This is a genomic window from Halobacteriovorax sp. RT-1-1 (assembly GCF_047085455.1).
Lineage (GTDB): Bacteria > Bdellovibrionota > Bacteriovoracia > Bacteriovoracales > Bacteriovoracaceae > Halobacteriovorax_A.
In genome coordinates, this window is sequence record NZ_JBKIXZ010000001.1 from 2,010,569 (window position 1) to 2,025,135 (window position 14,567).

Below are 14,567 nucleotides of genomic sequence, written 5' to 3' on the forward strand. Positions count from 1 at the left end.
ACGTAGTTTAAGGATGGATATGGAAATCACTACAGCCAATAAAAACAAGTTAGAAAAGTGGCAAAAAGCCTTCTTCAAGAAGATAGAGGCCAAGGGCCGAAGCCTAAACACAATTAAGAATTATCGAACAGACTTGGCCTGTTTTAACCAATATGTTACAGAAAGTGCAAAGCAAACCAGTATTGAACAATACTCAATCCTTGAGATTCTTGAATACGGTAAATTTCTAGAGGCCAAGTACAACTCAGATAACTCTCGTCGCCGTCGAGTACAGGCACTAAGAATTTTTTTTGATCACTTAGTTGAAGAAGGTATTTTTAACGCGAATCCTGTTAGAAAGATTCCAACTTCACCAAAGTTTTTAGATATTCCCAGACCTGCGACATTCTCCCACATTAAAAGCTTGTGGCATACAATCTTAAATGATCAGCGTACGGCCAAGAATGACCTAGAAAAACTAAAGGCCAAGCGAAATGGGATTATCTTTAGTGCCATCTACCTTGGTGGTCTTAAAGTAAGCGAGCTTTCAAAAATTAAAGTTTCTAGTTTCTCTTTTAGAGATGAAATAAAAGCGGTTATCACCCATGAAAAGCGTGATCCTTATACAGTTACTTTTCCAGCTATATTTGGACGACTATTTTATGAATATGTTGAGCTCTTAGAGAAAGTTAAAAAAGAGCAGGGACATAACTTCCCTCACTTACTCTTTAATGCCAATGCACACAAAATCCTCTCAGGAGGGCTTTCCGCACGTGGAATGGAGCTCTTATTCGAAGAGTGGCGCAGCCAACTGATGATTCAAATAACACCTAAATCACTTCGTCAGTCTTGTATTTTCACTTGGCTTCATAATGGAGTTAATGAGACAACAATGAAGGAATGGTTAGGAGTTTCGCCAGCATATTCTCTAAGGCCATATAAAGAACATATGGATAAGCACTTCTACAACGACCAATTTATTGAATTGGCAATGAATGAAGATAAATTAATCTAAAATATTAATAAGAGTTTTTAATTGGAACTGGTCTGTCATAAACAGGCAGGCCTGCATCCTTATCAAGATGCCAGCGATCAGTATAGAGCTCATCTTTTTCAACGCGGTAAAAGTTAAGGTCTTGATCAAGTTTATCCAATTTATAAATGAGTTCAGCCTGCAGACGAACTTGATCGTTCTTTTTTGAAAGTAGTAAATTTAAGGCCTCGTCTTTCTTTCTTTGAAGCTCAAGAATTTGCTTATCATAATCGGCCGCTACTTCAACTTGCTTTTGAGAAAATCCCCAGACAAATTTATTCACGTCATTCAACTGAAATGTAAAATCTCTCTTCTTAGCAAGTAGAGACAAGCGATAGCGTGATGCTTCCTTGATTCGGGCCGAGAGCATCTTGCTTTCAAAAACAAGAATTGTACCTCTTCTTAAAGACGAATTTTCACCCCAACAGTCTTCAAGGTCTTTAGCATAGATTGTTATATACTTATCTTCACTAGAGCGCACATGTCCTTTACAGCGATCATTATCCATATTTCTTGCAACATTAAAAAAGACTGTATCAGATGGTTTTAGAAATTTAACATTTCGAGACTCGACCTGAATTTTAAAAACTGTTGAAGATGGATCCTTATCTGTCACACGTCCTGAAAATTTTGAATAATCAACACTTGGATCATAGAAAGTATCAAAGCCATGATCGTTAATATAATTTTCGTAGGCGTTATAGTCCTTTTTTATATTCTTATTGCGAACATCATCTTTTTTGATGATAAAACCATCAGCGTTGGCCACGACCTGAGCTTGGGCAATAATCAATGAAAATACTAGAAGTATTAATCTCATATGTTCATTATAGCGCAAAACGTCTTTACTAAAAGAGGCAGAAAACTTGTCCATTACCCCTGCCCATGATAAATTTCACTAGTTAATTTTTATATTTCCCTTAGGAGCAAAGAATGCAATTTTTTATCGATACAGGTGATATTAACGAAATCAAAGAAGCAGCAAAATGGGGCATCATTGATGGTGTAACAACTAACCCATCAATCATTGCTAAAACAGGACGCTCACAAGTTGATGTTATCAAAGATATTTGTGAAATTATCGACGGGCCTATTTCAGCTGAAGTTATTGCAACTGACAAAGAAGGTATGATTAAGGAAGGAAGCGAGCTTGCTAAAATTCACAGCAATATCGTCATCAAACTTCCCCTAACTGAAGATGGAATTGCTGCATGTAAATGGTTCAGCGAGAACGGAATCAAAACAAACGTAACTCTATGCTTTAGCTCAAACCAAGCATTACTAGCAGCTAAAAATGGTGCAACTTATATTTCTCCATTCATCGGAAGACTAGATGATATCGGTGCAGATGGAATGACTCTAATCCAAGAAATTCGCCATATGTATGATATCTATGGATTTGAAACAGAAGTACTAGCTGCTTCAGTTCGCCACGCTGATCACGTTAAGCACTGCTCAATGGTAGGTGCAGACGTCGCAACAATGCCATTTGGTGTAATCAAGTCACTTTTCGCTCACCCACTGACTGAAAAAGGACTGGCACAATTTCTGGCCGATCACGCGAAGTCACAGAAATAATCAGCAGTTATCACATCTAAAGAATATCTATAAATAATATTTGTGATTACGGGGAGTTATGCTCCCCGTTTCTTTATTTTTTCTAAATTTAAATTCCCACAGACCGATATCTATTAAAATAGTGCTTACCAGCACATATCCGAGCGTTTCGCTCTTTTAATTTTGGTAAAGGTTTGGGATGAATTTTTTAAAATCAACTTTTCTATTAGCGTGTTTTTGTACCGCTACAATCTCGTGTGTTGCTGAGCCAGAAAAAGGCCCATCCCTAGCAGCATTACCCCTTCGTTGGAATGCCTCTGCCCTGCCTTTAACTGTAAAAGTTCACAATGACTTCAATATTATAAATGAGCTGGATGGTGGATCAGATAGTCTGCCTCTAGCGGCCGAAGATGATGGCGATTACCTAGAGTACGATCTAATGGAAGAGATGCAAAAGGCATGGAATGATGCAGACTCAAAGAGAGACTACTTTGTTCTTGGCCACGGGCAAGCGGCTTCGCGAACACCTTCTTCAAATCTAAACGACTTCTATGACGGCGAAGTCGGAATCTATATCACCAAGGATTGGTACCCAGAAGTTGGCTATGGCGTTCTGGCCATTACTTCATACTTTGCTGAACACAAAGGTGATTACCTTCGAATGGTTCACGGTGATATTATCGTTAATCTTCGTGACTACTGGTTTACTTTCGATAATACAGAAACGGCCAATTCGTTTTACGACATGCCTTCAGTCATCCTACACGAGCTAGGTCACCTTATTGGATTAAAACATACTAATTCAAAATCTGTTGAATCAATTATGTATCCACAACTTGGTGGTGGTGAAAAGAAGAGAACTCTAAGCTTCTACGACTCTAAAACCATCGAAAACCTCTATGATAATGCCACGGCCATGACTGCAGGTGTCCGCGCTGCAGCACTAGGAAGTACAGATGCCAGCTTAGATGAGTCAGGTAATGAAGAATCGGATGAGCCGCCAAAGCTTATTCATGGCTATATTGAACTTCGCACAGATGGCTCATGCCAACACTACCTCGATGGTAAGTTAATTGATTCTCACAAGGCCTTTTAGTCCATAGTGCAAGGTTTGCTCTCTTAAAAATATCAGTAATTTATGGCCTAATATTAGTATGGCCATAATTCTAGACGACACAGACAAAACGTCTCTTCCAATTGATGAGGAAACGCTAAAGGATAATTCAAAATTAATCCTCTGTCCTGACTGTGATGAGCTTTATGAATTTGAATTAATCGCCCCGAGACAAAAGGCCGTTTGTCACTGTTGTGGCTACACTCTTTACCGCGGAGATAGCACGATTCGCATGGTAAGAGTTCTTACAATCTCAGGCCTTCTCTTATTTTATCCGGCATTCTTTTTACCAGTATTAAAAATTCATATGGCAGGTAGTAATTTAGAAACATCGACTTATCAGTCAGTCTTCGCATTTGCCACTAAAGCTTATTGGCCAATAGCAATCTCCGTGGTTCTCTTCGCTATCCTTATTCCACTCTTTAGACTGCTTGTATATTTATCAATAATTTTTAAAAACAAATTTATTAATCGAAATATTGGTAGGCCTCTTTTGAAGTACCTTGCACCTTCACATGAGTGGTCTATGGTTGATGTTTACTTTATGGGGATTATTGTTACCGTATCCAAAATGGTCGACCGCTCAGATGTTGAGCTCACAATTGGGACTCTGAGCTTAATCCTCCTCATGGTTAATAACATTCTACTTCAATCGGTTACTCATTTTGATGAATTATGGAAGAGGCTTTATGAGAGGAATTGATCATCAAAAGGCCCTGTGCCCGAAGTGTCAGAAAGTAAATTCTATTCTTACATGTACACGATGTGGAGCAAAGATTGAGCTTCGAAACTACGAAGGAATCTCACGTTGTAAAGCCTATTTAATTGCGGCCATCGCGCTTTATATACCAGCGAATCTACTTCCCATGATGACCGTTCTTACATTTAACAGAGGTACACCAAGAACAATTCTTGGTGGTGTCATAAACTTAATCAATTTAAAAATGTATCCCATTGCCATGATTGTTTTTGCGGCAAGTATAATTGTCCCAATATTTAAAATCATTTCACTTTGGTATATCATTGATAATATAAATACTTTAGATGAGAGAAAAAAGAAGAAGTTAACAAAGTTATATCGAGTTGTTCATATCGTTGGAAAATGGTCTATGCTTGATATCTTTGTCATCGCCCTACTCGTTATTCTTGTTAATGTTGAATTCATTTCTCAAATAAAGGCAGAGCCCGCAGTGCTCTACTTTACAGCAGTTGTAATACTAACCATCCTGGCCTCAAACGAAGTGGACACTAGATTAATCTGGGATGATAAGGAAAGATATGAGTAATGCAAAACCTCAAGTTGTTAACAAAAAAGGAATAAATCCAATATGGTTTTTTCCTGTTGCTGCGGTTTCTATTGGAATCTGGCTTTTGTATACAAACTTAATGGCCCGTGGCTCATATATCACAATCAACTTCAGAAATGCTGATGGGATCATTCCAGGTAAAACGACAATTATCTATAAAGGAACAATTGTAGGACGTGTAAAAGATACGGAACTAAATGAAAACCTTACAAGTGTTGCCGTTCATGTTGAGATGAATCCACGCATGCGTGAGTATCTTTCAAAGGATACAAAGTTCTGGCTAGTAAGCCCAACTGTTAATCTTTCAGGTATCTCAGGCTTAAGCACAATTATTAGTGGTAAATTTATCAACATGCATCCAGCTAAAGGCAAGTTCATTAGAAAATTTGATGCCCTAAATGAAACACCAAGAAGTCTTAGAAAAGATGGTATCTATATCAAGCTAAACGCCGACAAACTTGGCCCTATCTCAATAGGTTCACCTATTTACTATAACAAGATTCAAGTTGGTGAAGTAACAGGCTATGATCTGGATATGGAAAGAGATGGTGTTGATATTACTGTTTTCATTGAAGATCGTTACCAAAATCTTATTCACTCAACATCTAGGTTTTACAATGTTAGCGGAATAAGTGTTGATGCTTCACTTGCTGGAGTAAAAGTTAGAACTGAATCTTTAGCTTCTCTTGTAAGAGGAGGAATTTCATTTGTTAATTTTGAAAGTGATGATGAAACAATCTTAAAAGAAAACTTCGAAAAGAGCTATAAGCTCTACTCATCGTACGAAGAAACAATTCCAGGTAAAGAAATTTCAATAGAGTTCCCACTGGGAAGTGCTGTTTCAAAGATTAAAACACCTATTAAATTTAGAAATATCATTATTGGTTATGTGACAGGCTCAAAAGTTGATCGTAATAAATCAACACTAACAGTACAGGCCAATATAAAGAAAGAGTTTGAAAAAGTTGTAGTTAAAGGTGCACAGTTTTGGGAAGTTAAACCAAAAATTTCTCTTAGTGGGATTGAGTCACTAGATGCACTTACAGGAAATTATATAGCTGTTGATATCAGTCGCTCAAGATATAGAAAGAGTAAAGAAACTGATAGATTTAAGGCCTTGAAACAAGCTCCACTCAAAGAAGTTCATAATAAATATGGACAAAGACTCAGCCTTTATAGTGATCGTCGAAACTCTCTAGCAAAAGGCCAAGGTGTTTATTATCGTGGCATTCAAGTGGGAGTTATTACAGACGTAAGACTTAATACACGCGCTAAGAATGTTATCGCAGACATCTTTGTGAATTCTCCATACCACAGACTTTTGAAAGAAGAGACAAAGTTTTGGAATGTAAGTGGAGTTGATGTTGAATTCGGATTATTTTCAGGCGCAAAGATCAGCACACAATCACTAGAAACGCTTTTATCGGGTGGAGTTGAGTTTGCAACCCCAGAGAAGTTTTCACAGCGTAAAAAAGATTATTTTAGAATTCATAAAAAAGCCGATAAAGATTGGCTTGAATGGAAACCTATTATTGAACTATAAATTATAATAAAAAAGCCTCGCATTGCGAGGCCTTTTTATTTCTACTATTACTAAGTTTAAGCAACTTTCTTTTCTTTCGTAATTTCTGCTGGACTCTCAAGAGCATCAAGTACTTCCTGAGAGAAAATTAGCTTCTTACGAAGTGCCTCTCTTGAAATTCCCATCTCTTTTGCGGCCTTAGATTTGTTACCAAAATTTCTCTTAATCTCATTAAGAATCATCTCACGCTCAACTAGTGCAAGACGATCTTTTAGAGGTAAAGTAAAATCCGTTACGTGATCAATTTGACCAAACTGTTTTTGCTTCATTGAGATATCAACTAAAGGTGATACACCATCATTGATTTCAATATCAGAGATAATATGTGATTTCGGATGATATAGCACAGCTCTCTCAATACATTTTTTTAGCTCGTAAACATTTCCTGGCCAGTCGTACTGAAGAATCTGTTCCATAACCTTCTTAGAAAAACTCTTAAGAAGTAGGCCTTGTCTCTTGCACTCAACTTTTAAGAAATACTCAACAAGCATTTCAATATCATCTTCACGACGTCTTAGTGGGTCAATATTAATTTGCGCTTGTGATAAGAATTCAAAAAGATCACGGTGAAATAAACCTTCATCTGTTAGTATTCCTAAATCCTTAATAGAAGTCGCCATAATTCGACAATCAATACTTACGATACCACCAGGAGTTCCTCTATTTGAAATAACTTCAAAAAGTCTCTCTTGCCATTCGTAAGATAGATTCTCAATGTGGTTAAGAACTACTGTTCCACCTTGAGTCTTTGAAAAAACGCATTTCTCTTCATCAGGACCAAATAGCTGGGCCTCTAATTTTTGCATATCTTGTAATTTACAATTTACTGTATTAACTTCATGCAGACCGCGCTTACCTTCAAAGTGTAAAACAGTTGCATAAAGATTTTTACCAACACCTTTCTCTCCAGTGATTAATACAGGACTATCTAGATCTTTAAGTTTTGAGATTGAATTTCTCATCGACTTAACACCAGCTGTGTTTCCAATAATTGCATACTGACGATCATACGGAGCTGAGAACCTACGAATTTTAGAATTATTCGAAATCGGATTGAAGCTATGAAATACTGAAGAGAAAACAAGGGCAAGAACCTTCATTGTTTTTTCATCTTCAATTGTAAAACGGTCTTCGTTACGTTTATTAATTACTTCAATGACACCAATAATTTTGTCTTCGCGGTTATGAATTGGATAACAGATAATCGACTTTGTCGTAAATCCATTTTGCTCATCAAAAGCATTATTAAAACGTGATTCATCACTTTCCGTACAAATATTTAGCGCAACACCTGTTGTAAAAACAGATCCAGCAACACCTAGACGGTAATCAAACTTTAAACCAGTCTTATCAAGCCCTAACGCTGCAATGGCCTCAAGCTCATTTGTATCTGGATTAATTAGAAAGATTGAAGAGCGTTGTGCATTTAAGATGCGGATAACTTCTTCAAGCATAGTATCAAGAAACCCTTCTTTGTCACCAAAGTGAGTGATGTCTTTAAATAGAGAAAGTAAAAGAGAGAACATTTCAAATCCTTCATTAGGATCTGTATAGCGCTCTTTTAGTGCTGATTGAATTAAACAGTCTTTAAGTCTTTCTGAAGAGAAGCTCATGATATAGCTTTCGAGGAATTTATTAATTCCCTTTTCAACATCCAACTCAACACCGTAGATAATTTCTTCGTCTTCTAATACATTCGAGAAAGCGCGAACAACTCGCCCCGTAAGATCAAGATGCTTTTTCTTAAATTGCAAAGAAACTTCAAGCTCCGTTCCTACAGATATTCTCTCATGAGTTTTAAAGCCAAAACCTGTTATTGAAATATCAACAAGCTTTGCATCATCGATATATTCTAGATGTCCTACTTCATCTTCTTTTTGAATAAGAAAACGTAGGTTATCTGCTTCCTCTACAGGTATTCTGAAAGACTGAAAGAACTTAAATTCTGAAAAACTGGCGAGCATGATAATCCCCTCATTAATGCTATACAGTTATTAATCGGTAAAATTTGGTTAAAACTTTAGGCTGTTGCCCAAAATTATTGGCTATAAAATCTATATGATTGGCCGCATTTGCTCCTTATTACTTGCCTGATGGGCCCACAAGCAATAAGATGTGATATTAAAATTAGTTGTAATATTGAGTACTTGCGTAAAGTAAGCAGGTATAAATGCATTTAAAATTGGATGAATTATGATTTTTGAAGGTTCAGAAAAGAAGGCCGAAATTATCGTTAAAGATGGCCTTAACTTACTAGAAATCCCTGATACATTTTGGGCCCAGCTAGTTGAAAAAGCGAAAGCGACAATCCTATCTAGTGTAAAGAATGACAAACTGAAAGCTTTCCTACTTTCAGAATCTTCCCTATTTGTTTGGGAAGATCGTATGCTTATCATCACTTGTGGACAAACGACATTGATTCAGGCCATTGATTTCTTCACAAGCGAATATGGCAAGGATTCAATTAAACAACTTATATTTCAAAGAAAGAATGAGTACTTCTCACATATGCAGCACTCAACTTTTATGGATGATATAAAATTATTAGAAAATAAATTTAATGGAACAGCGCTTCGTTTTGGAAATATCGACGACCATCACAATTATATTTATTTTCTAGATCAAGAATACACTCCTTCAGCAGATGATCATACTTATGAGCTTCTAATGTATGAGATCTCTTGTGAAGCAAGAAAACTTCTTACAGATGAGAATGTGACAAAAAATCAAATTAGAGACTTATTAAAGCTTGATAAGATTCTTCCAGGATTTGAACTAGATGATTTTGTTTTCAATCCTTACGGATATTCTTTAAATGCGATTAAAGATGATAACTACTTCACTTGCCATATTACTCCGCAAGAAGAGTGCCCATATATTAGTTTTGAAACTGATATTGATATGAAAGAAATTGCAAGTGTTCTAATCGATGCCATGGAACCAATTTCTTATGACTTCATCGAGTTCTGCCCTAATCAAGACGGGACATGTGGTTTAAATGTTAACCCAGGTGAATACAAGGCAAAGACGCAAGTTGAAAGCTTCTTAAAATGTGGATACATCATGTACTTTTCTCATTTTTACAAGCTACGTACAAACCGCTTAAAACCTTACAAATTACTTTAATTAATTTAAATATTTTAGGAGACAACTATGCACAGTAACCTATGGATTGAAGAAAGATATAAAGATTTTTACGGAATGAGATATAAAGTCGAGAACGTTCTTTACTCGAAAAAAACAGAATTCCAAACAGTAGACGTTGTTGAAACAAAAGGGCATGGAAAAATGCTTCTTAACGACGGTCTAGTAATGGTAACGGAAAGAGATGAAATCGCTTATCACGACATGATTTCTCACGTTCCATTATTTGTTCACCCTAATCCAAAAAACGTTCTCGTTATCGGTGGTGGTGACGGTGGTACAGCAAGAGAAGTTCTTCGCCACGCTTCTGTTGAGAAGTGTACAATGGTTGAAATTGATGGCGCCGTATGTGAAGCATGTATGGAATTCATTCCACAAACTGCTGAAGTACTTAAAGGTCATCCAAAATTAGACCTTATCATCGGTGACGGTGTTAAATTTGTTCAAGAAACTACTGAAAAGTTTGATGTTATCATTATCGACTCTACTGATCCAATCGGTCCAGCGGCCCCTCTATTTGGTCCAGAATTTTACACAAACGTAAATAAGTGTCTTGCAGATAATGGTATCGTTGTTTCTCAAGGTGAATCACCTTGGTTTGAAGCAGAGATTCAAAAGAGTATGCTTGGTGTTTTAAATGATATTTTCAAAAATACATTTATCTATAACTTCTCTAACCTAACTTACCCTGGTGGACTGTGGTCATTTACTTTTGCAACTAAAGGCGACACTCACCCAATTAATGACTTTAGAGAAGAAGCAGTAGCAGAATCTGGACTTGAGTTCTCTTACTACAATGCAGGACTTCATAAGGCAGCTTTCTATCTGCCAACATTTATGAAGAAGAATCTTGAAGGTTTAATCCAAAACCCATAAGGACTTAGTTCATGCAGTACTGGCTCTTTAAAAGCGAACCTGATGCTTTCTCAATTGATGACCTTGCAAGAAGACCGAAACAAACGGAGTCTTGGGATGGTGTGAGAAATTATCAGGCAAGTAACTTCATGAGAGATGAAATGAAGCTTGGAGACAAGGTCTTCTTCTATCACTCAAGTTGTAAGGAGCCAGCAATTGTGGGACTTGCTGAAGTTGTCAAAGAGTCTCATCCAGATAAAACTCAATTCGATGAAAAATCAAAGTACTTTGACACTAAGGCCACGACTAATAATCCTCGTTGGTTTCTTGTGGATGTAAAATTTGTCGAAAAATTTCCAAAAGCACTAACCCTTAAAGAGATGAAAGCAGATCCTCGCTACGATGAGATGCCTCTTGTAAAGAAGGGTTCTCGCCTTTCAATCATGCCTATTCCCAAACAAATTGCGAGCACTATTTTAAAAGATATTTCTTAGAAAATTTTAAAGACTAGAGTTTGTAAAAACTCTCTTCCAAAGGTTGTATAACTAAGGAATAAAGTCACAAATGACAAGATAAGCCCTATTGTAAAAAAACTAAGAATAACAATTCCTGTTCGTCCAATAAGAGCTTTAATAGGTTGTTTATAATAGAGAGAAAGATGTGAGAGGTCGTTATGGCCATGAACACCACCAAATTTATACTCCTGCACACTTGATTCTTGTGTACTATCGGCAGCACTTAGATCGACATTTGATAGGTCCTGAATTGGCATTTCCCGTTACTCCTCACATCAGCTTTGTCGCTGACATGAGAAGTATCGGTAAAAAGATTAAAATATTTTAATATATGAATTATTGAATTATTTGAGAATCTAAATTTTGAGCGTTAGTAGCTGAAATCATTGTATTTTCTTTTACGATTTCAGAGTCTGCATCAACGTCTTCATCGTCTAGAAAGTCAGAAAGAGAATTCTCCTCACTGCCAATAGTTTCTTCAACTAAATCCATTTTAGTTGCAATAATTTCGCTAGCGGCCTCGATTTGTCCTCTTACTTCTTCTATTTCACAAGCAATGTCTTGCTTTGAATCTAGGAAAGAGTCCATTTCATCACGACATTTAGAAAGCTTCTCAATAAGCTCATCTTGATTTCCACGATATGTCTCTTCTAGGTTTGAAAGTAGGCCAATAACATTATTGAAGAATTTAGCAAGATTGCGACTTAGTCCTTCAAGTTCGCTACTACTTTGAGTCATTTCTGAGTCATTTAGAAGACTTGCTTGAACATCAACGCGAAAGCTAAGTGTTTTAAGTTGAAAGATGATATCTTTCATATCTTGGAATTCACTCATGAACTTTTCAAATGTTTCCTTGAACTTCACATCCCCTTGCTCTGCTTGAAGTTGTGCATCTTTTTGCTTTGGTAGCTCTTTAATGAACTCAAGACCTTTCTCTCTTAACTCATTAACTGCATCAACGATTGATTCCATACCCTTATGGCCATCATTAACAACAAGCAGCTGGTCCTTGATATCTTCCATTGTATTTTGAAGTTCAATCGTCATTAGTTCATATTCAGAGATTTGTTCTTTTTGACCAGAAACAATATCCATTTCCTGAGAAAGTTTAATCTGAAGAGACTTCTTACTATCTTTCAAATCCTTGATATCATTTTTTAGTCGATCAACTTCTAAACGAAGTAACTCTGAATCATTAAAGAGTCTTACTTTTGCGTAATACTCTTTGATCATTGGAATCATAGCAAAGATAGCAAAAGCAATGGCAGCAACCATGAAGATTAAGTTATATAAGCTTCTTGTGATGAGCCAATTGTAAATTAATACACCATGTGTCATTAAAGACAGTGTACATATAATGAAATAATTAGTTTTAGATGTTGGTGATTTAGCTGTTTTGGTTGAATTCTTTTCAAATTTTAAAGACATGTTATCGATCCCTGACAAACTTTCTTTTAATAATACAATAATTATCAAACACTAAAGTAAGTAAGTCAATTATCAGGGACCGATAATTTTACAATGTAACTAATAAGTTACGTCCGTTTTATTTAAGATAAGTGTAACTCTTAAGGCAATCCTCATAGAAGTCTACAAGTGATACACCATCACGTGGACGAATGCGGCCACGAGAAACTTGGCGATCGATATAACGCTTAACCTTAAATGCCATAAACTCTGGGTTATATTGCATTGTTGAAAGAACCTGACGAGCAGAGTTTCCTTCAACTGTTTCTTCGATATAGAATCCTTTTGGATCATCGCTATCTGCATAAACGTGAACTTCATTTACACGCCCAAATAAGTTGTGCATATCACCCATTACATCTTGGTAAGCACCTGTTAGGAAGATTCCAATACGGTACTCCTCACCTTCAGTTAGTTGATGTACAGCAATTGTTTTCTTAAACCCTTCATCTGGGTCATAGAAGCGATCAATCTTACCATCACTATCACAAGTAATATCAGCAAGTGTTGATCTCTTACCAGGCTTTTCATTTAAGCGAGTCAATGGAACAACAGGTAGCACTTGCTCAATTGCCCAACTATCACATGCAGATTGGAAAACTGAAAAGTTACAAAGGTATTGGCCACTTAAAGTATTTTCTAAATCTTCCATTAGCTCTGATTGAAAATCTTCTTCTGGAACTAATGTACTAATTTCCTTTAAGATGCGAAGGTGCATTGTCTCAATTTTTGCACGCTCTTCAAGCTCTAGAATACCAAGTTTGAATGCATGAATTGAATCCGACTTAATCTTCATTGCATCGTTATATGCTTCTTGCCAATTTTTAGTCTTTGCAAGAACTTCACCAACTTGTCTCATTTCTGTAACAAGGTTATGCTCACCAGTTTCTTGCTTAGTTGAAAACTCAATTTTTGTATTATCGATTTCACCGATAATATTAGTGATAACACAACTGTGGTGTGCAGTAATTGCACGGCCACTCTCAGTAATAATATGTGGATGCTCAACACCCTCAAGATCACAAACAGACTTTAGTCCATAAACGATATCAGTAATATAATCAGTGATTGAATAGTTAATTGATGAATCATTTGTCGAGTTTGTTCCATCGTAATCAACACCAAGTCCACCTCCAACATCAAAGTACTGCAGAGGAGCTCCAATCTTTTGCATCTTACAATAGATGCGAGAACCCTCTTCAATTGCTTCTTTAATCGAGCGAATATCAGTGATTTGAGATCCAATATGGAAGTGGAAAAGTTTTAGCATATCAAGACGATCATGCTTTTTTAAATATTCAATAGCTAAGATAATTTCAGAAGTCGTTAAACCAAATTTGGCCTTATCGCCTCCACTTGATTCCCATTTACCACGGCCTTTTACAGACATGCGTCCACGAATACCAATAAATGGAATTACTCCATGCTCCTTGCCTAACTCTACAAGCATACGAAGTTCAGAGAATTTTTCAATAACAACAAAAACCTTGCGTCCTAGTTTTGCACCAAGAATAGCAAGTTTTAGATAATCACGATCCTTGTAACCGTTAAGTACAGTAAGAGAATCAGCATTATTATTATATGCAAGTGCAGATAAAAGCTCAGGCTTTGAACCAGCTTCTAGTCCATAATTATAACGAGAGCCTGCATCAACGATTTCTTCTACAACTTCTCTCATTTGGTTTACCTTAACAGGATAAACACCAAAGAATTTTCCGCGGTAATCTTCATCATCAATTACCTTTTGAAAGGTATTATTTAAAAGCTTAACTTGTGAGCGTAAAATATCATGGAAACGAATTACTAGTGGTAATTGAATCCCTTGTTCTTTAGCTTCTTCAATAACGTCATTAATAACAATTCCAACATTCTTATTTGGATTTGGAGTTGCTTTAAGTTGTCCGTTTTCTTCAATTTTAAAATAACCGTTACTCCACTTACTTACGTTGTAGAGGCGATCAGAATCTTGAATTGTCCAAGTCTCATTTGTCATTACTTAAATTTCCTTTTCTTA

14 protein-coding genes are annotated in these 14,567 nt (G+C 36.4%); 9 read left to right on the plus strand and 5 right to left on the minus strand.

All coding sequences use genetic code 11. The features are described 5' to 3' along the window. Positions 1–19 precede the first annotated feature (19 nt). Positions 20–994, plus strand: a complete 975-nt coding sequence (locus tag ACMAWV_RS09730) for a tyrosine-type recombinase/integrase (RefSeq protein ID WP_158246805.1) — start codon at positions 20–22, stop codon at positions 992–994. 4 nt (positions 995–998) lie between these two features. Here ACMAWV_RS09730 and ACMAWV_RS09735 read toward each other — a convergent pair whose 3' ends face one another. Continuing rightward, entirely contained in the window at positions 999–1,832 is an 834-nt protein-coding gene (locus ACMAWV_RS09735; RefSeq protein WP_146037783.1) for a hypothetical protein, read from the minus strand. 113 nt (positions 1,833–1,945) lie between these two features. On the opposite strand from ACMAWV_RS09735, the gene fsa reads away from it, so the two are divergent. The 5 genes from fsa (at position 1,946) to ACMAWV_RS09760 (ending at position 6,533) form a co-directional block, all read left to right on the plus strand. After that, positions 1,946–2,590: a fructose-6-phosphate aldolase gene (fsa, locus tag ACMAWV_RS09740; RefSeq protein ID WP_103217056.1), complete on the plus strand. Its 645-nt coding sequence runs from the start codon at positions 1,946–1,948 to the stop codon at positions 2,588–2,590. A 178-nt stretch (positions 2,591–2,768) separates the two neighbouring features. Further along, complete coding sequence (locus ACMAWV_RS09745) at positions 2,769–3,665, plus strand: matrixin family metalloprotease (protein ID WP_412469467.1); 897 nt, start codon at positions 2,769–2,771, stop codon at positions 3,663–3,665. Between the two features lie 58 nt (positions 3,666–3,723). Continuing rightward, complete coding sequence (locus tag ACMAWV_RS09750; protein WP_103217054.1) at positions 3,724–4,386, plus strand: paraquat-inducible protein A; 663 nt, start codon at positions 3,724–3,726, stop codon at positions 4,384–4,386. Beyond that, positions 4,373–4,969, plus strand: coding sequence for a paraquat-inducible protein A (locus ACMAWV_RS09755; RefSeq protein WP_412462534.1), 597 nt, complete (start codon positions 4,373–4,375; stop codon positions 4,967–4,969). The genes ACMAWV_RS09750 and ACMAWV_RS09755 overlap by 14 nt, the downstream gene beginning before the upstream one ends. Then, positions 4,962–6,533, plus strand: coding sequence for an intermembrane transport protein PqiB (locus tag ACMAWV_RS09760; protein WP_412469466.1), 1,572 nt, complete (start codon positions 4,962–4,964; stop codon positions 6,531–6,533). Before ACMAWV_RS09755 ends, ACMAWV_RS09760 begins: the two co-directional genes overlap by 8 nt. Positions 6,534–6,589: 56 nt before the next feature. Here the strand turns inward: ACMAWV_RS09760 and ACMAWV_RS09765 are convergent, their stop codons facing one another. Next, positions 6,590–8,536: a sigma 54-interacting transcriptional regulator gene (locus ACMAWV_RS09765; RefSeq protein ID WP_412469465.1), complete on the minus strand. Its 1,947-nt coding sequence runs from the start codon at positions 8,534–8,536 to the stop codon at positions 6,590–6,592. 229 nt (positions 8,537–8,765) lie between these two features. Here ACMAWV_RS09765 and ACMAWV_RS09770 point away from each other — a divergent pair, with 229 nt between their 5' ends. Genes ACMAWV_RS09770 through ACMAWV_RS09780 form a run of 3 tightly spaced genes read left to right on the plus strand, consistent with a single transcriptional unit; the run spans position 8,766 to position 11,065 of the window. Then, a complete protein-coding gene (locus ACMAWV_RS09770; protein WP_103217050.1) occupies positions 8,766–9,698 on the plus strand; it encodes an adenosylmethionine decarboxylase in 933 nt (310 codons plus the stop codon). 27 nt (positions 9,699–9,725) lie between these two features. After that, positions 9,726–10,592, plus strand: coding sequence for a polyamine aminopropyltransferase (gene speE / locus ACMAWV_RS09775; protein ID WP_103217049.1), 867 nt, complete (start codon positions 9,726–9,728; stop codon positions 10,590–10,592). Between the two features lie 11 nt (positions 10,593–10,603). Beyond that, positions 10,604–11,065 (plus strand): EVE domain-containing protein, encoded by a 462-nt coding sequence (locus ACMAWV_RS09780; protein WP_412469464.1) that lies wholly within the window; start codon positions 10,604–10,606, stop codon positions 11,063–11,065. On the opposite strand, the gene ACMAWV_RS09785 is transcribed toward ACMAWV_RS09780, so the two are convergent. The 3 genes from ACMAWV_RS09785 to speA all read right to left on the minus strand — a co-directional run bounded on the left by ACMAWV_RS09785 (position 11,062) and on the right by speA (position 14,546). After that, entirely contained in the window at positions 11,062–11,343 is a 282-nt protein-coding gene (locus tag ACMAWV_RS09785; protein WP_103217047.1) for a hypothetical protein, read from the minus strand. The genes ACMAWV_RS09780 and ACMAWV_RS09785 overlap by 4 nt on opposite strands. 79 nt (positions 11,344–11,422) lie before the next feature. Beyond that, complete coding sequence (locus ACMAWV_RS09790) at positions 11,423–12,424, minus strand: hypothetical protein (protein ID WP_146037782.1); 1,002 nt, start codon at positions 12,422–12,424, stop codon at positions 11,423–11,425. A 208-nt stretch (positions 12,425–12,632) separates the two neighbouring features. Then, entirely contained in the window at positions 12,633–14,546 is a 1,914-nt protein-coding gene (gene speA / locus ACMAWV_RS09795) for a biosynthetic arginine decarboxylase (protein ID WP_103217045.1), read from the minus strand. Positions 14,547–14,567: the final 21 nt, after the last annotated feature.